This is a genomic window from Candidatus Izemoplasmatales bacterium (assembly GCA_041649275.1).
GTDB lineage: Bacteria > Bacillota_I > Bacilli_A > Izemoplasmatales > Hujiaoplasmataceae > UBA12489.
On the sequence record JBAZNL010000001.1, the window covers coordinates 348,662 to 368,174 of the forward strand.

General features: G+C 63.3%; 18 protein-coding genes. 2 read left to right on the plus strand and 16 right to left on the minus strand.

What is annotated here, in order from left to right:
- Position 1 precedes the first annotated feature (1 nt).
- Together WC509_01625 and WC509_01630 are read right to left on the minus strand one after the other, a co-directional pair.
- Positions 2 to 688 carry a DUF6320 domain-containing protein gene (locus tag WC509_01625; protein ID MFA5006156.1) on the minus strand — a complete coding sequence of 229 codons (687 nt, stop codon included), beginning with the start codon at positions 686 to 688 and terminating at the stop codon, positions 2 to 4.
- Positions 685 to 2,943 (minus strand): alpha/beta hydrolase fold domain-containing protein, encoded by a 2,259-nt coding sequence (locus tag WC509_01630; GenBank protein ID MFA5006157.1) that lies wholly within the window; start codon positions 2,941 to 2,943, stop codon positions 685 to 687. The genes WC509_01625 and WC509_01630 overlap by 4 nt, the downstream gene beginning before the upstream one ends.
- A gap of 125 nt (positions 2,944 to 3,068) precedes the next feature.
- On the opposite strand from WC509_01630, the gene pepT reads away from it, so the two are divergent.
- Positions 3,069 to 4,295, plus strand: coding sequence for a peptidase T (pepT, locus tag WC509_01635; protein MFA5006158.1), 1,227 nt, complete (start codon positions 3,069 to 3,071; stop codon positions 4,293 to 4,295).
- Positions 4,296 to 4,345: 50 nt separating this feature from the next.
- On the opposite strand, the gene rlmH is transcribed toward pepT, so the two are convergent.
- From rlmH to WC509_01655, 4 genes are all read right to left on the minus strand, one after another.
- Positions 4,346 to 4,828 (minus strand): 23S rRNA (pseudouridine(1915)-N(3))-methyltransferase RlmH, encoded by a 483-nt coding sequence (gene rlmH, locus WC509_01640; protein ID MFA5006159.1) that lies wholly within the window; start codon positions 4,826 to 4,828, stop codon positions 4,346 to 4,348.
- Positions 4,825 to 5,739: a tyrosine-type recombinase/integrase gene (locus tag WC509_01645; GenBank protein MFA5006160.1), complete on the minus strand. Its 915-nt coding sequence runs from the start codon at positions 5,737 to 5,739 to the stop codon at positions 4,825 to 4,827. The genes rlmH and WC509_01645 overlap by 4 nt, the downstream gene beginning before the upstream one ends.
- Complete coding sequence (gene trmFO, locus WC509_01650) at positions 5,726 to 7,039, minus strand: methylenetetrahydrofolate--tRNA-(uracil(54)-C(5))-methyltransferase (FADH(2)-oxidizing) TrmFO (protein MFA5006161.1); 1,314 nt, start codon at positions 7,037 to 7,039, stop codon at positions 5,726 to 5,728. The genes WC509_01645 and trmFO overlap by 14 nt, the downstream gene beginning before the upstream one ends.
- Before the next feature lie 71 nt (positions 7,040 to 7,110).
- The gene (locus tag WC509_01655; GenBank protein MFA5006162.1) at positions 7,111 to 8,400 is read right to left on the minus strand and encodes an alpha-amylase family glycosyl hydrolase; all 1,290 of its coding nucleotides are present in this window, start codon (positions 8,398 to 8,400) and stop codon (positions 7,111 to 7,113) included.
- Between the two features lie 278 nt (positions 8,401 to 8,678).
- On the opposite strand from WC509_01655, the gene WC509_01660 reads away from it, so the two are divergent.
- The gene (locus tag WC509_01660; protein MFA5006163.1) at positions 8,679 to 9,647 is read left to right on the plus strand and encodes a LacI family DNA-binding transcriptional regulator; all 969 of its coding nucleotides are present in this window, start codon (positions 8,679 to 8,681) and stop codon (positions 9,645 to 9,647) included.
- Between the two features lie 32 nt (positions 9,648 to 9,679).
- Here the strand turns inward: WC509_01660 and WC509_01665 are convergent, their stop codons facing one another.
- The 10 genes from WC509_01665 to WC509_01710 all read right to left on the minus strand — a co-directional run bounded on the left by WC509_01665 (position 9,680) and on the right by WC509_01710 (position 19,469).
- Positions 9,680 to 10,066, minus strand: a complete 387-nt coding sequence (locus WC509_01665; GenBank protein MFA5006164.1) for a metal-dependent transcriptional regulator — start codon at positions 10,064 to 10,066, stop codon at positions 9,680 to 9,682.
- A 73-nt stretch (positions 10,067 to 10,139) separates the two neighbouring features.
- Positions 10,140 to 12,383 carry a ferrous iron transport protein B gene (gene feoB, locus WC509_01670; GenBank protein ID MFA5006165.1) on the minus strand — a complete coding sequence of 748 codons (2,244 nt, stop codon included), beginning with the start codon at positions 12,381 to 12,383 and terminating at the stop codon, positions 10,140 to 10,142.
- A complete protein-coding gene (locus WC509_01675; GenBank protein ID MFA5006166.1) occupies positions 12,380 to 12,613 on the minus strand; it encodes a FeoA family protein in 234 nt (77 codons plus the stop codon). Before WC509_01675 ends, feoB begins: the two co-directional genes overlap by 4 nt.
- 138 nt (positions 12,614 to 12,751) lie before the next feature.
- Positions 12,752 to 13,210, minus strand: coding sequence for a methylated-DNA--[protein]-cysteine S-methyltransferase (locus tag WC509_01680; GenBank protein ID MFA5006167.1), 459 nt, complete (start codon positions 13,208 to 13,210; stop codon positions 12,752 to 12,754).
- 1 nt (position 13,211) lies between these two features.
- Positions 13,212 to 13,583, minus strand: coding sequence for a DUF1667 domain-containing protein (locus WC509_01685; protein ID MFA5006168.1), 372 nt, complete (start codon positions 13,581 to 13,583; stop codon positions 13,212 to 13,214).
- Between the two features lie 5 nt (positions 13,584 to 13,588).
- Entirely contained in the window at positions 13,589 to 14,857 is a 1,269-nt protein-coding gene (locus WC509_01690) for an FAD-dependent oxidoreductase (GenBank protein MFA5006169.1), read from the minus strand.
- Positions 14,858 to 16,294: an NAD(P)/FAD-dependent oxidoreductase gene (locus WC509_01695; GenBank protein MFA5006170.1), complete on the minus strand. Its 1,437-nt coding sequence runs from the start codon at positions 16,292 to 16,294 to the stop codon at positions 14,858 to 14,860.
- 54 nt (positions 16,295 to 16,348) lie between these two features.
- Positions 16,349 to 17,281, minus strand: coding sequence for an alpha/beta fold hydrolase (locus tag WC509_01700; GenBank protein ID MFA5006171.1), 933 nt, complete (start codon positions 17,279 to 17,281; stop codon positions 16,349 to 16,351).
- A gap of 9 nt (positions 17,282 to 17,290) precedes the next feature.
- Complete coding sequence (locus WC509_01705) at positions 17,291 to 17,995, minus strand: GntR family transcriptional regulator (GenBank protein ID MFA5006172.1); 705 nt, start codon at positions 17,993 to 17,995, stop codon at positions 17,291 to 17,293.
- A gap of 76 nt (positions 17,996 to 18,071) precedes the next feature.
- A complete protein-coding gene (locus WC509_01710) occupies positions 18,072 to 19,469 on the minus strand; it encodes an MATE family efflux transporter (GenBank protein ID MFA5006173.1) in 1,398 nt (465 codons plus the stop codon).
- Between the last annotated feature and the right edge of the window lie 44 nt (positions 19,470 to 19,513).

The following is a 19,513-nucleotide window of genomic DNA, read 5'->3' on the forward strand; positions in this document are numbered from 1 at the left end:
CTTACAGATGGAACCTTTTCTTGATCTCTTCCCTGATCGATTTGGGGAAGAAGAAGACGATGACGAGCAGGATGAACATCGCCGCGCCGAACGAAGCGATCGCCGGCCACGAGACGGCGGCGGGGATGACCCCGACCCACACGAGCACGAGCGGAACGAGCGAGAAGAACAGGATCGTAAGAAGATAAATGATGTAGTCGCGATGGTTCATGCGTTTGACGAGGATGATCCCGGAGATCGCGAAGTTGCAGGCGAGGAGGGCGAGCGGCGTGACGTAGTCGAGCGCCCATCCCTGGGTGCCGTCGACGAAACTGTCGATGCCGTTCAGGATCAGGATCAGGACCGTCGTCAAAAACGCCAGCCTGAAGGCGACGTTCTGGTTCGTCAGGATGCCGTAGCGGAGGACCAGCCAGAAATAGAGGATCGCACCGATCGGAATCAGGCTCCACCACGGATCGCCGGGCTGGCGCGTGAACAGGTTCACGAGCAGGAGCGTGGCGATCGAGACGGTGGTGACGAAGAGCAGGATCCGCTTCGTGATCGGCAGCACCTCGCGGCGCGAGGGGATGCATTCGGGATAGATCTCGCCGATGGCCGGATCGTCGTCGCCCGAAAGCACCTGGTGGCAGAGCGGACAGTACTTGAAGTTGGTCCGGACGTCGACGTTGCACTTGTCGCAATGCTTCATAGGTATTCCTCCACGAAGTTGCTTTCGAGTTCGACCTCGATGCCGCGCGCGGTGAAGTGGCGGAAGAACTCGCGTTCGACGTTGGTTTCGAGGATCGAGCGCGTGAAGGTGATCTTGAACTTGTCGCGGATCGACATGATCCCGAGATTGAGGGTGTTGTACTTGCCGGAATAGACCGCGCAGGAGGCGCTTTCGATGTAGGGTTCCATCGACGGCGGGACTTCGAACCGGCCCATGTTCGACAGGCTCAGGGTATTGAGCGAGAGCCCCATGATCGCATATCCGATCTTGAGGGCGAAGCGCTTCAGGAAGTAGGGGGTCGCCCGCAGGAACGGGTTCTTCTCGAAATGGTAGTTCTCCGACATCTTGCGTTGCAGTTCCGATTTCGTCATCCCCGCCGCGAACTGCTTCTTCACGAGCTCGAGGATCTCGTCGAAGGTGATGTCCGAGCGATCCATCCGCATGTCGGACTTCACGAAGATCGAGAAGTTGCGGAGCGTCTGCGAGGGGAAGTGCTTGCGCAGGTTCACCGGCACGAAGATCTTGACCGGCTTCTGGTTCTCCTTCAGATGCTCGCGGTACTGGATCTGGGTGACGTAGATGACGTGCATCATCAGCGCCGACAGGTATTCCGTGACGGTCGCCTGACGCGACCGCGCGAGCGAAAGCACCTTGTCGGTCGGAAGCGTCCCGGCGATCAGGCCGGTGAAGCCGTCGGGGATCGGCGTGCCCTTGATGAAGAACGCCTTCTCTTCCTTCACGTGCCCGTGGTTCTTGGGATCGTAATAGGTCGCCTGGCTGTCCTCATACTCGGCCTTCGTCGGTTTCGAATCGCGCGTCAGGATGATGTTGTCGGGGGTGATCCGCTTGCCCGTCATCGTCAGATACTCGTAGACGATCGACTTCATGAACATGATCGCTCCGGATCCGTCCGCGAGCGAATGGAACATCTCGAGGACGATCATCTGGCCGCGGTGGTAGATCTGGAAGAGATAGCCGTTGTGCTCCTTCGGGCTGAGGCTTCCGCAGACGCCGTGGGGCAGCGGCTGGACCGTGAAGGGCGCCTCGTTGTAGTCGAAGTACTTCCAGAAGAAGCCGTTCTTGAGACGGACCTTGAAGAGCGGATAGCGTTCGAGGGCGGCGTCCACCGCCTGCTGCAGGATCGCCGGATCGACGGGGTCCGTCAAAACGATCTGGACGCGAAACGTGTTGGTCTCCTTCTTGGTGGAGACGGCCGGGAAGATCTTCGCGGCGTTGTCGAGCTTGAACCAGTCCTTCGATTTCATCATGTCCCTGCGCGTCGCCTTCCCGTTGAGCGCAGCCGAAGGCGCGCCGATTTTCGACCGGATGAAGTCGCCGGTCGCCGACCATGCCCGCTTCGCCTCGGGAACGAGGCCGAAGCCGAGCTGGAATCCATGGAACATGCCCTCGTAGACCATCGTTGCGACCTCGGCTCCGGCCTTGTCCGCCTTGTCGGCGACGGCCGTCGTGTCCGAGAGGATGACCTCGAACCCGCCCACGTGGAGAAGCAGCGGCGGAAACGCCTCGAAGGTTCCGAACAGGGGCGAGACGAGCGGGTGGTCGAGCGGCAGCGGTCCGGCGTAGAGTTCCGGATGGAGCGGCTCCGAACCGGTGCCGAACATCGGATCGCGACCGGCGTTCTCGACCATCGATGCGCCGCTCATCGTGAGGTCGGTCCACGCCGAGAAGGCGACGACCGCGGCGGGAAGCGCGACATGCAGTTCGCGCAGGCGCATCACGAGCGACAGGCAGAGGCCGCCGCCGGCGGAATCGCCGACGACGGCGATGCGGCCGCCGGGAACGCCGTCGGAGAGGATCCGCCGGTACGCCGCGACGGCGTCGTCGAGCGCGGCCGGGAACGGGTAGGCCGGAGCCAGCCGGTAATCGAGCGAATAGACCGTGAGGCCGGTGCGGTCGAAGAGTTCGAGCGCGGCCTTGCGGTAGGTGTCGTTGTATCCGGAGGTGTACGCACCGCCGTGGAGATGGAGCACGGCGCCCGCGGCGAGGACGCCGTCGGTCCGGCGCAGGACCTCGACCCGCGCGGCCTTCAGGTCGATCCAGGAGGCTTCGACGCGTGTCGGAAAGGAGTAGCGCGCCGACAGCGTCGAGCGGTAGATCCGCCCCAACGCCACGCGGTCGCGCCGGCGTACCGCCGGAATCTTCTGACCGAGCCGCACGATCCGGCGGGCGAGGTTCCCGCGGCGGGTCGCCGCAATCGTGATTTCGTTCTTCATCCGCAACCCTCCTTGGTCCGTTTCGTGTATTGTTATTATATCACATCTCGGGGGATGCAAGCGTGTCGCCGTAAATCACGCGATCTTTGGTATAATGTTCATATGGCAACATTTCGGAGGCGACCATGAAAGCATACGAGCGTCTGCTCGACTACGTCCGGTTCGATACCCGATCGGACCACCATTCCACGACCTATCCTTCCACCTCGAAACAGCTGGTCCTGCTCGAGAAGCTCCGTGCGGACCTTTCCGCCTTCGGGCTCGAAGCCCGGATCGACGAATACGGCTACGTCGTCGGCACCCTGCCCGGCAACGTCGGACCCGGCGTTCCGACGGTCGCGCTCATCGCCCACGTGGACACCTCGCCGGACGCATCCGGCGAAAACGTCCGTCCGCGAATCATTAGAAAATACGACGGCACCCCGATCGTGCTCGACGAAACGAAGAACGTGGTGCTCGACCCGGCCGTCTTCCCCTGGCTCGGGGACAACGTCGGCCAGGATCTGATCGTCACCGACGGATCCACCCTCCTCGGCGCCGACGACAAGGCCGGCGTCGCCGAGATCATGACCGTCGTCGAGCGCCTGCTCGCCACCCCGTCGATCAGACACGGCGACGTCAAGATCGTCTTCACTCCCGACGAAGAGGTCGGAAACGGCACCGAACATCTCGACGTCGCGTCGATCGGCGCCGAGTTCGGCTACACCCTCGACGGTTCCCGCGTCGGCGAGATCGCCTACGAGAACTTCAACGCCGCCGGCGTCGTCGCCACCTTCCGGGGCGTCTCGGTCCATCCCGGCGCGGCCAAGAACAAGATGGTGAATTCGATCCGCCTCGCCGCCGAGTTCGACGCCCTCCTGCCCGTCGCCGCCCGTCCCGAACTGACCGAGAAGTACGAAGGGTTCAACCATCCGACGGAGATCGCCGGAACATGCGAGAAGACGGTCGCGACCTACATCGTCCGCAACCACGACGCGGCCCGCTTCGAGCGCCAGAAACAGGATTTCCGCGACGCCGCCGCGTTCATCGACCGCAAGTACGGTGCCGGGACCTGCGTCCTCGACATCCGCGCGCAGTACCAGAACATGCGTTCGATCCTCGAGAAACGGATGGAGATCGTCGATCTCGCCCTCGCCGCAATCGTCAAGAACGGTCTTCAACCGATCGTCGAGCCGATCCGCGGCGGTACCGACGGCGCCCGCCTGACGTACATGGGACTGCCCTGCCCGAACCTCGGAACCGGGGGTTACAACTTCCACGGTCCGTACGAATACGCCTCGATCGACGAGATGGACAAGGCCGTCGACATCGTCCTCACCCTTCTGTCCGACATCGCCGCGACGAAGCGCTGAAGAACAGAACGCAAGAAAGGACGAAGCCACCGAAACGGCTTCGTCCTTTTCTATTTGTGGTAGGTCTGGCGGTTCAGGATCGTGAACGCCCGATAGAGCTGCTCGACGAAGAGGAGCCGCATCAGCTGGTGGGGGAACGTCATCGGCGAGAACGACAGGAGACGGTCCGCGCGTCCCTTGACCGCGGCCGACAGGCCGAGCGAGCCGCCGATCACGAAACAGATCCTGGAGGCGCCGCGGCCGATCGTCTCGTCGATCTGCGCCGCGAATCCCGAACTCGTCGTCATCCCGCCCTCGATCGCGAGGGCGACGACATGGGCGTTCTTCGGCAGACGCGAAAGCAGCGCTTCCCCCTCGGCCGCGAGCACCTTCTCGATCTCGGCTGGCGAGGGCTCGTCCGGAATCTTCGCGTCCGCTACCTCGATCGTCTCGAAGGTGCAGAAACGGGACAGCCGCTTGGCGTATTCGGCGACGCCGTCGCGCAGAAACGCTTCCTTCAGCCTGCCGACGCACAGGAGCGTGACGGCGATCATCGGTCGGCCTTCTTCGCGCGCGGATGGGCCTTGACATAGGCGTCCCGCATCCGCTCGGCGGAGACCCTGGTATAGATCTGCGTCGTCGAGATGGTGGCGTGGCCGAGCAGTTCCTGGACCGTGCGAAGGTCGACGCCATGGTCGACGAGATGGGTCGCGAACGAATGGCGGAACGCGTGCGGCGTCATCGCGAGCGTCGACGCCTGGCGTTCCAGCTCCCGATCGAGGATGTCTCGCACCCCCCGATCGGTCAGCGGACCGCCCTTGAAGTTGAGGAAGAGGGCCTTGTCGTCGGGAGCCTTCGTCCGCGCCCGAAAGACGGGACGCACCAGCACCAGATAGTCCTTGAGCCGCTCGATCGAGGCGTCGTGCATCGGCACATAGCGGTCCTTCGATCCCTTGCCGTGGACGAGAGCGACCCTGTTCCCGAAGTCGAGGTCCGACGTCTTCAGACCGACCAGTTCGCCGACGCGGATCCCCGAGCCGTAGAGCAGTTCGAACAGGGCGCGGTCGCGCCGACCTTTGAGCGTCGTCGCATCGATCGCGTCGAGGAAGCCGCCGATCTCGTTCTCGTAGGCGAAATGCGGAAGCGGCTTGTCGGCCTTCGGCAACCTCGCCCCGGTGAACGGGTTGGTCGGCGTGGCTCCGTCTTCGTAGAGCAGGCGGTAGAGCGTCTTGACCGAGGAGACCTTCCGCCGGATGGAACCCGGGGAGTAGGCGCCCCCCAGAAAGGCGACGTAGAACTTCGCGATCCGTTCGGTGACGTCCTCGAGCCGCCCGAGGTCCTCCTGTTCGAGGAAGGCGGCGAGGGTCCCGACATCGTCAAGATACGCCGTCACGGTGTGCGGCGAATAGTGCCTCTGGTCTTCGAGGTAGTGACGGTAGAAATCGACGATCTCATGGTTGGTCAAGGGTTCCGTCTCCGATCATCGCGCGGATCGCCGCGATCGCGCGGGCCGCATAGATATGCTTTCTCTCCTGTCTCATCTGTCTCGTCTCGAGAGGAGGAAAAAGACCGAAATTGGCGTTCATCGGCTGAAAATCAGATGGCGTCGCAGTCGCGAGGTAGCGGGCGTGGGCGCCGAGGACGCTGTCGTCCGGAAAGGCGATCGGCGCGAGGCCGCCGACGATCCGCGCCATGTTCACGGACGCGACCATCGCCGATCCGACGCTTTCGACGTAACCCTCGACGCCGGACAGCTGGCCGGCGACGAAGACGCGCGGATCGGCCTTCAGGCGGTAATGCCGGTCAAGCACCCGGGGAGCGTTCAGGAAGGTGTTCCGGTGCATCACGCCGTAGCGGGCGAACCGGGCGTTCTCGAGTCCGGGGATCATGCGGATGAGGCGGCGCTGTTCGGGAAAGGTGAGGTGGGTCTGGAAGCCGACGATGTTGTAGAGCGTCGCCGCGGCGTCGTCCTGGCGGAGCTGGACGACGGCGTAGGGTCGCTTCTCGCCCTTCTTCTCGAGACCGACGGGCTTCATCGGTCCGTAGACGAGCGTCTGGCGACCGCGTCGGGCCATCTCTTCGAACGGCATGCACCCCTCGAAGACCTTGAGCTCGAAATCCTTCGTCGCGACGCACTCCGCCTTGACGAGCTCGTCGTACCACGAGTCATACTCGGCGAGCGTCATCGGACAGTTCACGTAGGTCGCATCGCCCTTGTCGTAGCGGCTCTTGAAGTACGCCTTCGTCATGTCGATCGAATCGAACTCGACGATCGGCGCAGCGGCGTCGAAGAAATGGAGCGCATCCGCTCCGGTCTTCTCCTTGAGGGCGGCGAACATCGCGTCGCTCGTGAGCGGACCGGTGGCGATGATCGCGTAGCCGTCGGGAATCGCGGTCGCCTCGGCGTCGACGACCTCGATCAGCGGATGGCTCCGGATCGCGTCCGTCAGGCGCTCGGAAAACCCGACGCGGTCGACGGCGAGGGCGCTGCCGGCGGGAACGCGGGTCTCGTCGGCGACGCGCATGACGAGCGAGCCGAGCAGACGGAGTTCCGCCTTGAGGACGCCGTTCGCGGTATCGAGGGAATCGTTTCCGAGGGAGTTGGAACAGACCAGTTCGGCGAATCCGTCGGAGACGTGGGCGGGGCTCTTGCGGATCCGCTTCATCTCCACGAGCCGGACGGGGATGCCCCGGCGGGCGAGCTGATAGGCCGCCTCGACGCCGGCGAGACCGGCGCCGACGACGGTCACGGTGGTTGGAATCATGGTTTCACCTGCTTCGCTCCCATTATATCAAATCGGACGACGTTTCAGACGAAAAGCGGTCGACCGGTCTGCTACTTCGCGATGCGGACGGCGACGGGATCGTGGCCGAGGACGACGGCGCCGCCCTCGACCCTGAAGGGACGGCCGCCGAGGAGGTCGCGGTATCGGCCGTCCGCGATCGGTACGGCCACGGATCCCTCAACCTGACCGAGGTTGAAGATCCCGACGATCTTCTCCTTGGCGTCTTCGAAGGTCGTGATCGCGACGCCGTCGACGGCGGGAGCGACGACGTCGAAGACGCCGTTCGCGAAGATCGGACGCTTCTTCAGCTTCGCAAGCGTCCGGATCAGTCCGGAGATGTCATCCTTGCGCACGATGGGATCCTTCTCGAAAAGGTCGGAGCGGACGTCGGAGGAATATTCGGCCCCGGCGTAGACCATCGCCGATCCCTTCAGGAAGAACGTGAAGGCATGCCAGTTCCGGATCTTGGCGGGATCGTTACCGACGAGGGCGGCGATGCGCGGGTTGTCGTGGTTCTCGACGTTGTGCATCTTGACGTAGTCGCGCGGATAGATCTCCTCCTGGCGCCGCAGCGCCTCGAGGTATTCGCGGAGCGGGCGGGCGCCCTTGAGATACTGTTCCATGAAGGGTTGGACGTCGTAGTCGTAGGCCATGTCGAACGCCTGGAAGACTTCCGCTTCGGACCAGGCGTCGAAGCCACGGTCGCGGATGTACTTGACGAACCCTCCGTGAACCGATTCGGAGAGCCAGACGACACGCGGGTTGACCTTGGCGACGATTTTCCGCGCATAGGTCCAGAAGGCCACCGGCACGAGGCTCGCGACGTCGCAGCGGAATCCGTCGACCCCCATTTGCGCGTAGAAGCGGAGCGTATCGGCGAGTTCGACCCAGAGCGCCTTGTCCTTGCGAAAATCGAAGTCGGTGACGTCCCACCACTCGCCGACGCGATTGGCGAAATCGCCCTTCTCGTTCCGATAGAACCATTCGGGATGTTCCATCAGCAGCCGCGAGTCGCGCGACGTGTGGTTGAAGACGACGTCAATCATCAGTTTCATCCCATGGGCGTGGACGTCGTCGACGAGCGTCTGGAAGTCGGCCATCGTTCCGTATTCGGGGTTGATCTCGCGGTAATCGCGGATCGAGTAGGGGCTGCCGAGCGAGCCCTTGCGATTCTTGACCCCGATCGGATGGATCGGCAGGAGGTAGACGAAGTCGACGCCCAGATCCCGGATCCGGTCGAGGTCGTGACGCAGTCCCGCGAAGTCGCCCTCGGGCGTGTGGTTGCGTACGAACACCTGGTAGATGGTGAGGTTTCTCAATTTCGGAGAGGTTCTTTTCATCATGGGTCCTTTCTGCCGAATCGGCCTTACAGATGAAAGTATACACCATGCGCGAGACGATGTCATCCCCGAGGTCCGTGGCCGACGATGAAATGGGTTGCATCTTCCGAAGGTTGACGCCGTGCGCCCCGGCAGCGATGTGTAAACTTCGTTACACACGAAGAGGCCGGTGATGGTACTTGTGTAATATTTACTGTTTCAACTTGCATAACCGCTTTCATTTCGTATGAAAACGGAGTATAATGAAACCACCGACTCCAAGCGAAGGATGTGAAGAAATGGCGACGATCAAGGATGTCGCGAAGATCGCCCACGTGAGCGTGGCGACCGTTTCGCGCGTCATCAACAAGAAAGGCTACGTCAACGAGACCACCAAGGAGCTCGTGCTCGACGCGATCAAGGAACTGCAGTACGTTCCGAACGAACTGGCGCGTTCCCTCTTCAAGAAACAGTCGCGGATCATCGGCATCATCGTGCCGCACCTCACGTCGTATTACTTCGCCGAGCTGCTCGAAGTGATCGAGGACATCACCGTCAACCACAACTACCGTCTGATGGTCTGCAACTCGCAGGACAACAAGGAACGCGAGACGCGGTACCTGCAGGTGTTCCAGCAGTACAACATCGACGGCATCATCCTGATCTCCAACACCACCCGCATCCAGGATTACAAGAGTCTGAACATCCCGATCATCGCGATCGACCACAAGCTCACCGAGGACGTTCCCTCGGTGACCTCGAACAACGTCATGGGCGGGCGGCTCGCCGCCCAGAAGCTCGTCACCTGCGGTTGCAAGAAGATCATCCACTTCCGCGGGCCGTCGGTCCTGATGCCGGTTCAGGACCGAACCGCCGGCTTCAAGTCCGTGCTCGAGAAGAACAAGATCTACAACTTCAGTTTCGACCTCGACTTCAAGAATCCGTCGCAGGAAGACATCCAGAACGTCGTCAACTCCAACCTCGACTGCGACGGCATCTTCTGCGACTCCGATATCATCGCGCTGAACGTGATCCAGTGTCTGAAGAAGGCCGGGCGCAGCGTTCCCGAAGACGTCCAGGTGATCGGCTTCGACAACATCGAACTCTCCCGCATCTTCTCCCCGAAGCTGACGACGATCGCGCAGTCGTCCGAGAAGATCGGCCACTATGCCGTCGAGACCCTCGTCAAGCTCATGAACGGCGAACCGATTGAGAAGTTCCACCAGCAGATCGACGTCACCCTGATCGAACGCGAAACCACGAAATGAATGCGGCCCGCCGGAATCCGGCGGGCCGTCTTTCATCTCGTAGTCTTCTCGAGGAGCAGCTTCTCGAACCGCGACAGGGTGTCGTCGGAGATGTTGTGCTCGATCCCGCACGCTTCGTTCTCGGCGATCCGTTCCTCGACGCCGAGGACCTCGACGAGCAGCCGCTTGATCACGAGATGCTTGCGCAACACCTTCTCCGACGTCTCGATGCCCATGTCGGTCAGGCTGATGTCGCCGTACGGCGCCTTCACCACGAGACCGTTCTGCATCAGGGTGTTGACGGCGCGGTTCACGGACGCCTTCGAGACGCCGAGTTTGGTCGCGATGTCGACGCTGCGGACGTTCTTTCCGCCGAGCATCTCGATCGCCTCGAGATAGTCTTCCAGGGATTCGCTGAAACGCGGACAGACGTCGTTCATGGGGCTCTCCTTCGGTTCCGGGATACAGTCATTATATAACGTGGCGGCGGCGGATACAAGCCGAAGCCTTTTTTTATCGTTTTTTCCCGGTCGTGCAGTTTTCCGCGTCGGAACATCCGGCACAGCCGGCGCACGTCCCCCTGCGGCGGATCGCGCCGCGGATCGTGGACAGCACGACGGCGACCGCAAGCACGAGCACGACGGCCGTGGCGATGCCGCCGACGCCGAGCGATCCGAGCTGATAGATCGCCAGTGCGACGAGATAGGCGACGACCATCTCGTAGGCGACCGAGAAGAGGAACCACCGGCTGGATCCCAGTTCGCGCCGCATCGCCGCGAGCGCGGCCACGCAGGGAGCCGAAAGCAGGGCGAAGGCCATGAAGGCATACGCCTGAAGCGGAGTGAAGGCGGCGCGGATCGCCGGATAGAGGAGGGTACCGTCGGCGATGGCGTCGCCGGCCACGCCGTAGAGGATCCCGAGCGTCCCGACGACCGACTCCTTCGCGACCAGCCCGGTCAGGATCGCGACCGACGCCTTCCAATCGGAGAATCCGATCGGCCGGAAGATCGGCAGGATCGCCTTTCCGATCGAACCCATCAGGCTGTACTCGATCTCGCTTTGCGAAAGCAGGCGGAAGGTTCCGTCGACGATGCCGAAGTAGGAGAGAAACCAGATCACGATGAAGGCGCCGAGCAGGACGGTCCCGGCCTTGACGACGAACCCCTTGACCCTTTCCCAGGTGTGCAGGGCGGTGTTCTTCGCCGTCGGCATGCGGTATTCCGGAAGTTCCATCAGATAGTTCGCGGACGCGCCCCGGAGGACCGTCTTCTTGAACAGGACGGCGGAGAACAGGGCGACGACGATTCCGAGCACGTACATCGAGAAGACCACGTAATAGGCGGAGGCGGCGAAGAGCGCGCCGGCGATGACGCCGTAGATCGGCGCCTTCGCTCCGCACGAGACGAACGGGATGATCATCGTCGTCACCTTGCGGTCCTCGGGCTTGTCGAGGGTGCGCGTCGCGGCCATCGCCGGAACGCTGCAGCCGAAGCCGAGGAGCATCGGGATGAACGATTTGCCGGACAGTCCGAAGCGGCGCAGGACGCGGTCCATGATGAAGGCGGCACGCGCCATGTACCCGCTGTCCTCGAGGATCGAGAGGAAGAAGAACAGGATCGCCAGCTGCGGCAGGAATCCGAGTACCGCGGCGAGACCGCCGAAGACGGCGTTGTTCACGAGGCTTTCGACCCACGCGGCCATCCCGAGCGCCTCGACGCCGCCGGCGACGAGTTCGAAAAGCAGATCGATCAGCGCGACGAAGCCGTCGGTCACGAACGTTCCGACCGGGCCGAAGGCGAGCCAGAAGACGAAGAACATGATGCCGAGAAAGAGCGGAATCCCGAAGACGCGGTGCGTCAGCACGCGGTCGATCCGGTCGGTGGCGCCTTCGATCGCCGCGGCTCCCTTCGTCATCGTCGCGCCGACGATCTCGAGGATCCGGTCGTAGCGATCGTTGGGGAGAACCATGTCGAAATCGATCGGCGCGGCCTTGCGCGCCGCTTCGAGCATGCGGCGCAGGTCGTCCTTCGCCTCGTCCGGCAGGCGGGTCGCGGCGATCGCCTTTTCGCCGTCCTCGAGACACCGGACGGCCGTGAAGCGGTCTTTCGTCACATCCGCAAAGCGTTCGACGAGTCCTTCGACGGAAGGAGAATAACGCGGACGCAGGCGCATCGAGGACGCGTCGTACGCGCCGATCCGCCGGACCAGTTCGTCGAGTCCGGAACGGGTCGAGGCGGTGATCGGGACGACCGGAACGCCGAGCAGGCGTTCGAGTTTCGCGACATCGAGAGCCTCCTTGCGTTTGGCGACGATGTCCATGCAGTTGAGCGCGACGATCATCGGCAGACCCGAATCGAGCAGCTGGAACGTGAGGAAGAGGTTGCGCTCGAGACTGGACGCGTCGACGATGTCGACGATCAGGTTCGCCTTGCGGCTGGCGATGAAATCGACGGTGATCTCCTCTTCGGGCGACAGCGTCGACAGCGAATACAGGCCCGGAAGGTCGGTGACTTCGGCGTCGATGTCGCCGAGGGAGATTTTGCCACCCTTCTTCTCGATGGTCACTCCCGGCCAGTTCCCGACGTACTGGTTCGAACCGGTCAAGCCGTTGAAGAGCGTCGTCTTCCCGCTGTTCGGATTTCCGACGAGCGCGATCTGGAGGGGTGCGCGACCGTCGGCCGCGACGAAACGGCGTCTTCCGCGGCCGTGTCCTTTTCCCGTTCCGAAACCGCGTCCCCGGCCGAACCCGCGGTTCACGGGCGCGCCTCCGCGAACGCGACGTCGATGTGCCTGGCTTCGGTCTTGCGGATCGTGAGCAGATAGCCGCGGACGATGATCTCCATCGGATCGCCGAGCGGCGCGAGACGCTTGACGCGGACCGCGGTTCCCGTCGTCAACCCCATGTCGATGATCCGCTTGCGCAGGTTGTCGCAGCGGATGTTCAAAATGGTGCATTCCTGTCCCGGTTTCATGTCTTGCAGCGTCATGATGATCCTCCATAAAGTTAGCCGAAACTAACTACGTTTTCAAAAAATAAGGACTACTGTTAGTCTACGCTAACATTATAGTCCTTTTACTTGCGGCCGTCAACCGCGTCCGGGCGGAATCGTCTCGAAAACGGTTTCTCAGCGTCCGCGCCGTTCCGCCTCGAAGGCGATCAGCGACGCCTTGAACGATTCACCGCCGCCGTACAGACCGGTGGCGCCGCCGCTTTTCACGACGCGGTGGCACGGGACGAGGATGTGGAACTCGTTTCTCGCCATCACCGAACCCACCGCGCGGTAGGCGTTCGGATGTCCGGCGGCGCGTGCAACCTCGGCGTACGAACGCGTCTCGCCGTAGGGGATTCGGGTGACGGCGATCACCACGCGCTTCTCGAATTCGGTGCCGTCGATCGTGAACGGGAGCTCGAGTTTCCGCCGGGTTCCCGCATAGAACTCGTCGATCTGGCGGGCGGCTTCGGCCGCGAGCGGATCGGGTCCGTCCGTCGGACGATCGTCGCCGACGCGGATCGCGGTGATCTCACGACCGTCGGTCTCGATGCCGATCGGACCGCGGACGCTGTCGTGTCGAAGGTGTCCCATCTCATATCCTCCTGGCGACCGCACGGGTCGCGATGACGGCGATGCCGGTGCCGCAGAGGTTCTCCACGATCACCTGTCCGGCTTCGACGGGCGCATCCACGCGCAACGTCTTCAGGCAGTCCATGCACGCGCGGATCAGCGGCTTTGGAATGTCGGAGGCCGTCTTCACCGGCACCATTCCGATCTCGCCGCCGTCGACGGGAAGAATCGTCGTGACGATCCGGCGCGGATCGACGACTTCCTTGGCGGCGTACGCCTCGCCCTTCCTGCAGGCGAAGCCGACGATCTTCTTCACGGCTCCGTCCTCGAGTTCCACTTCCATCTGGCATCCCATGGGGCAGCCGATGCAGGTCAGTTCCTTCTTCTCGACCATCGGAATCACTCCCTCTCGACCGCGACGGTGATCGTCCGGAGTCCCGGACGCGCGGCGAACCACTTCGCGGGGAGGAGGACTTCCTCCATCTCGCCGGGCGTGAGGATCCGCTTCTTCAGATGCTGGACCCGTTCGCCGTCCAGAAGGACCGTGACGAAGGCGTCCCGATACACGTTGTCCGTCCGGAAACGGATCGTCGTGATCGTCCCGACGGCGGACGGATGGATCGCCGACGGAACCGTATAGCGGACGCCGAAGCCGGTCGTGACCGCGATCGCAACCGCGTCCTTCTTCACGCCGCGCGCATGACGGACGGCGTTGACGCCGGCGATCGCGGCCTCAGACGAAACATGGTCGACGAGGTCGTGGACATGCAGGACGTTGCCGGCGGCGAACACGCCGGGGATGTTCGTCTCGAGACTCTCGTCGACGATCGCGCCCTGGGTTTTCGGATTGATCGCAACGCCCGCCTTGCGCGAAAGTTCGTTCTCGGGGATCAGTCCGACCGACAGAAGCAGCGTGTCGCAGGCGACGTATTCCTCGGTTCCCGGGATCGGCTGGCGATTCTCGTCGACGGCGGCGACCGTCACGCCCTCGACGCGCTCCTTCCCGTGGATGCGGGTGACGGTGTGCGAGAGCCGAAGCGGGATGCCGTAGTCGTCGAGGCACTGGACGATGTTGCGCTTGAGTCCCCCGGAATAGGGCATGATCTCGCAGACCATCTTGACATGGGCCCCCTCGAGCGTGAGCCGGCGCGCCATGATGAGACCGATGTCGCCCGATCCGAGGATCACGACGGTCTTTCCCGGCATGTACCCCTCGATGTTGACGAACCGCTGGGCGGTACCAGCCGAAAAGATGCCGGCCGGGCGCGAACCGGGGATGTTCAGGGCGCCGCGCGGGCGTTCGCGACAGCCCATCGCGAGCACGATCGCCTTCGCCTCGATCCGGAGGAGACCGTCGCGCTCGCTGATCGTGGTCACGACCCGTTCGCGGGAGACGTCGATGACCATCGTGTCGAGCATCGTCTCGATGCCGCGCGTAGCGAGTTGTTCGATGTAGCGCGCCGCATATTCGGGACCGGTCAGTTCCTCCTTGAAGGTATGGAGTCCGAAACCGTTGTGGATGCACTGGTTGAGGATTCCGCCGAGGACGGAATCGCGTTCGATGACGAGGATGTCGCGACAGCCCTCGTCGTAGGCGGCGACCGCCGCGGCGAGACCCGCGGGTCCGCCGCCGATGATGACGACTTCACGTGTCCGCATAGCGTCCATCTAGAGGTCCTCCTTGTCGAACCCGACCAGAATCGTCGAGCGGCGGTCGAACTTGACGATGTCGCGCGGATCGAGGCCGGTCTCCTCGGCGAGGATGCGCATCACCCGCGGCGAACAGAACCCGCCCTGGCAGCGGCCCGAGCCGGCCCTTGTGCGGCGCTTGATGCCATCGACGGTCGTCGCGCCGAGCGGACGGCGGATGGCGTCGAGGATTTCGGCCGCGGTCACGAGTTCGCAGCGGCAGACGATCCTGCCGAAGGCCGGATCGCGGCGGATCGCCGCGGCTTTCTCTTCCAGCGAGAGCGATTCGAAGCGAACCGGGGTCGGCCGATCGAGCGGTTCGGACGGTTTTCGAACGAGCGAAAGCGCCTCGGCGATCATGTGCGCGAGGTCGTCGCCGATCGCCGGGGCGGAGGTGAGTCCCGGCGATTCGATCCCCGCCGCATTGAAGAACCCCTTCGCGTCGGGAGCTTCGCCGATGACGAAATCCCCTCCCTTTTCCGTCGCGCGAAGGCCGGCGAAGGCCGTGATCACGAAACCGGTTGGAACCGATAAAACGCTCCGTTTCGCCTTTTTCACGACTTCCGCAAGGCCCTCTGGAGTCGTTGAGAAATCATCCTTGTCGCCGACGTCAACGGCCGTCGGACCGATCAGCAGGTTGCCTTCGGCGGTCGGCGTGACGAGCACTCCCTTGCCGAGTCGGGTGGGAAGCTGGAAGAGCGTATGGCCGACGAGGGATCCGACCTCCTTGTCGAACAGACAGTATTCGCCCTTGCGCGGCGTGATCGACAGCTTCCGGGCGGAGACGAGGTTGTTCATCTCGTCGGCACGGACGCCGGCGCAGTTGACGACCGCGCGGGCTTCGTGGACGCCGCGATCGGTCGCGACCGCATAACCGCCGGGGACCGCACGGATTCCGACGACGAGGGTGTCGAAGAGAAACTTCACGCCGTTCACCGCGGCGACCTCGGCCTGGGCGATCGTCAGTTCGAAGGGATCGACGATGGCTCCGGTGGGGGCCAGCAACGCGCCTCTGACGTCGACGCCGAGATTCGGCTCGAGCGTCCGCGCTTCCTCGACGGTCAGCACTCGAAGGCCTTCGACGCCGTTCTCCTCGCCTTGCGCACGTAATTCCTCGAGTCTCGGGAGTTCCTCCTCGGAAAAGGCGAGGACCATCGAGCCGTTGTTCCGATAGGGAATGCGGTGGCGGGCGCAGAAGGCTTCCATCATCCTGCTTCCGGCCAGGTTGTATTTGGCTTTCAAAGATCCCGGATGGGCGTCATAGCCGGCATGGACGATGCCAGAATTCGCCTTCGAGGTCTCCTCGCAGACGTCATGGTTCTTCTCGATGACGACGATGTCCGCCGCATAGGCGGACAGCGCCCTCGCGACCGAGGCGCCGATCACGCCGGCGCCGATGATCAGAATGTCATGCATATGATGCTCCTTCGGACGGACGATGTCCGCCGTCGCCGCGCTGCGCGGCGATCGTCAGTGATGCGCTTGCTCCGCCAGAAACCGGCGGACGGTCGCGACGTACTCGTCGCGGTTCTTGCGGAAGGACTCGGCGTGGCGGGCGCCGTTGCCCGCGATCCAGAGGACGGATGGCGAGGCACAGGCCGCGGAAAGCCGCGAGGCCGACGCCGGCGGGATGTAGCGGTCACCCTCGCCGTGGACGAAGAGGATCGGTGCCTTCGCCCGCGCGACGGCGTCGAGGGGACGGACTCCGCGGGGGTCGACACCCGTCGTCTTGCGGAAAATCCATTCGCCGATCGGAAGACACGGCCAAACCGGAATCAGGGGATGGCGTTTCACGAGATGGCGGAACTGGTCGTGCAGGTCCGCGAACGCGCAGTCGGAGACGACGAAGCGGACCCGCGGATCGTCGGCCTGTTCGAGGAGTGCGGCGACCGCTCCCATCGATTCGCCGCAGAGGCCGAGGAAGATGTCCGAGCCGAAGCGCCCGCAGACGGCGTCGATGACGGCCCGCAGATCGTCCTTCTCGCGTCCGCCGAGCGTGCAGTTCGGACCGCCCGACTCGCCATGGTACCGTTCGTCGTAGAACACGACGTGATAGCCGAGGTCCTTGAAGACGGATGCGTACTTGATCGAACCGTGATGGGTGTAGGTGAACCCGTGCGCAACGACGACGAAGCGGCGCGGGCTTCCCGGCGCGTCGTCGGCGGGGACATAATAGGCCTTGAGGTCGTAGCCTTCGGGAGAACGCACCAAGAAGGACGTCTTCTCCCAGGCATCGTAGTCCTGAAGCAGGTCGGGCGTGCGTTCCGTTTCCAGGGCGCGCGTTTCCAGAAGCGAGAATCGCCGCGGATGCATCGCCCCGAACGCGATGCGGATTCCGAGGGCGACCAGGACGATCAGGAGGAGCAGGACGGCGGCCGATGCCGCGATCGCGTACCAGGGCATGGCCTCGCCTCACGCATAGAAGCGGAGCGCTTCGTTCGCGCCCGCCGAGAGCATCTCGCGGGCGATGGCGACGGCCGCCTTCTCGTCATGGTCGCGCAGCGCCGACAGGAGCTGCTGGTGTTTTTCGATCAGGTAGGTGATGAGGTCGAGGTTGTGGAAGAACATGACGATCAGGCCGTCGGCGATGTAGCGGTAGTTGCGGTACAGGAGACGATAGGCGTAGTTGTCGCCGAGGGACACGAGCGTCTCGTTGAAGGCCTGGTCGAACTTCCAGAACTTGGCGTAGTCCTTGATCGGATGCGCGAGCCACTGCTGTTCGCGCTCGAGAATCCGGACGAGAGGCTGGAGGGAAGTGCGCGCGCTGTTCGCGATCGTCTTCACCGCATCGATCGTGAGGACCATGCGGAGCGACAGGGAGTCCTGCGTCAGCTTGCGCTTCAGCGCGTGATTCTCGGACCGGATCACGTCGCCGACGATTCCGAGCGTCCCGGACGTCAGGAAATCGGCGACTTCGACGTGGTGCCGCGGGACGATCCGGACGTATCCCTGCGCGGCGAGCGAACTGATCGCGGCGTTGACGACGCTGCGGGAGACGCCGTGCGCCTCCGCGAGTTCCCGGAGCGGCAACAGTTTCTCGCCGGCTTTCAACTTTCCCATGATGACGTCGTTCTTGATCGTCGAGACGAGTCTCGCGGTCATGTTCTCGGTCTTCAACGGAATCACCCCTTCATCGGAATGCGAACGTCGGCGCCGGGCGTCGACCAAGCGAATAGCGGTACCGGCACCCGGCTCAGGCCGCCGTCGCGGCGGTTGCGGGATCCACCCTGCGCTTCTCTCTTCGTGCGTGGACGCTTTCGAGCCGGAAGATCAGGATGACTCCGGCGAAGAGCAGGACGGTGCCCTTCAGGGCATCCGAGATGTCGAGCGCCCACCAGACGCCGAGCTGCGCCATCGTGGGAATGAGCAGTTGCACGAGCGGGATGCGCGCGAAATTCCCGACGATCCCCGACACCGACGGGATCTTCGACAGGCCGACCCCGTGGAACAGACCCGATCCGATCGACTCGAGCATCATGAACGGCTGCGCGAAACTGATGATCGCGAGATACTCGGTGGATCGGATCACGGTGACGGGGTCGTCGACGAACAGGCGCACGAGCGTCTCAGCCTTGAGCGCGAACACGATTGCGACCGCGATCGCATAGGTCATCAGGATGGCCGTCAGGCCGGCCGCGCCACGGCGGATCCGGGAGAACTGGCCGGCGCCGAAATTCTGTCCGACGAAGACCGTGATCGCCGTCTGGAAGCCGCCGCCGATCATCCATGTGAACTGCTCGATCTGCGATCCGACGCGCGACGCGGCCATCGCGTCGGTTCCGAAGTTGAGAAGGATCATGCGTGCGACGACGATCGAGATGGACGTGAAGAACATGCTCTGAAGACCGGCGGGGAATCCGATCCGGACGATCGCACGGACCGTGCTCCCTTCGATCGGAAACGGCCGGATCCGCACGTGCCTGCGCGTTTTCGCGAGATAGAGGACGATGTACGTCGTCAGGGTGCATCCCTGCGCGATCACCGTCGCGATCGCGGCGCCGGCGACGCCCATGCGGAACACGAGGATGAGGATGGGATCGAGGATGATGTTCATCACGAGTCCGACGGCCATCACCGCGAGGTTGGTCGAGGTCTTGCCCAGACCCTCGTAGACGGCCGCGAATCCGGCGGAGACGAACTGGAACACCAGGAGTCCGCCGCAGATCGAGACGTAGGTCGACGCGTAGGCGGCGGCGACGGGATCGGGGATCGCGAACAGGCCGACGATCCGGGCCCGGAACAGGAAGACCAGCAGCGAGACGGCGATTCCGAGCATGAGCGCGAGCGCCAGTCCGGCGCCGGCGTGGCGTTCGACGTCCGCGAGGTTCTTCGCGCCGGTCGCATGCGACACCTTGACGCTCGTGCCGATCTTCGCCACGAGGATCATGCCGAAGGCGAACCAGGTCACGTAGCCGCCGGTGCCGACGCCGGTGATCGCGGCCTGTTCGGACAGGCCGATCAGATCGACGCGTCCGATCCAGAACATGTCCGTCAGGTTGTACGCCATCTGCGCGATCGACGAAAGGAGCACCGGCAGCGCCACGAGGACGATCTTCTTCAGGATCGACCCTTTCGTCAGGTCGTTCGCCATCATCGCCATCCGCCTCCCCCTCTGCATCGATCACGACCATTATA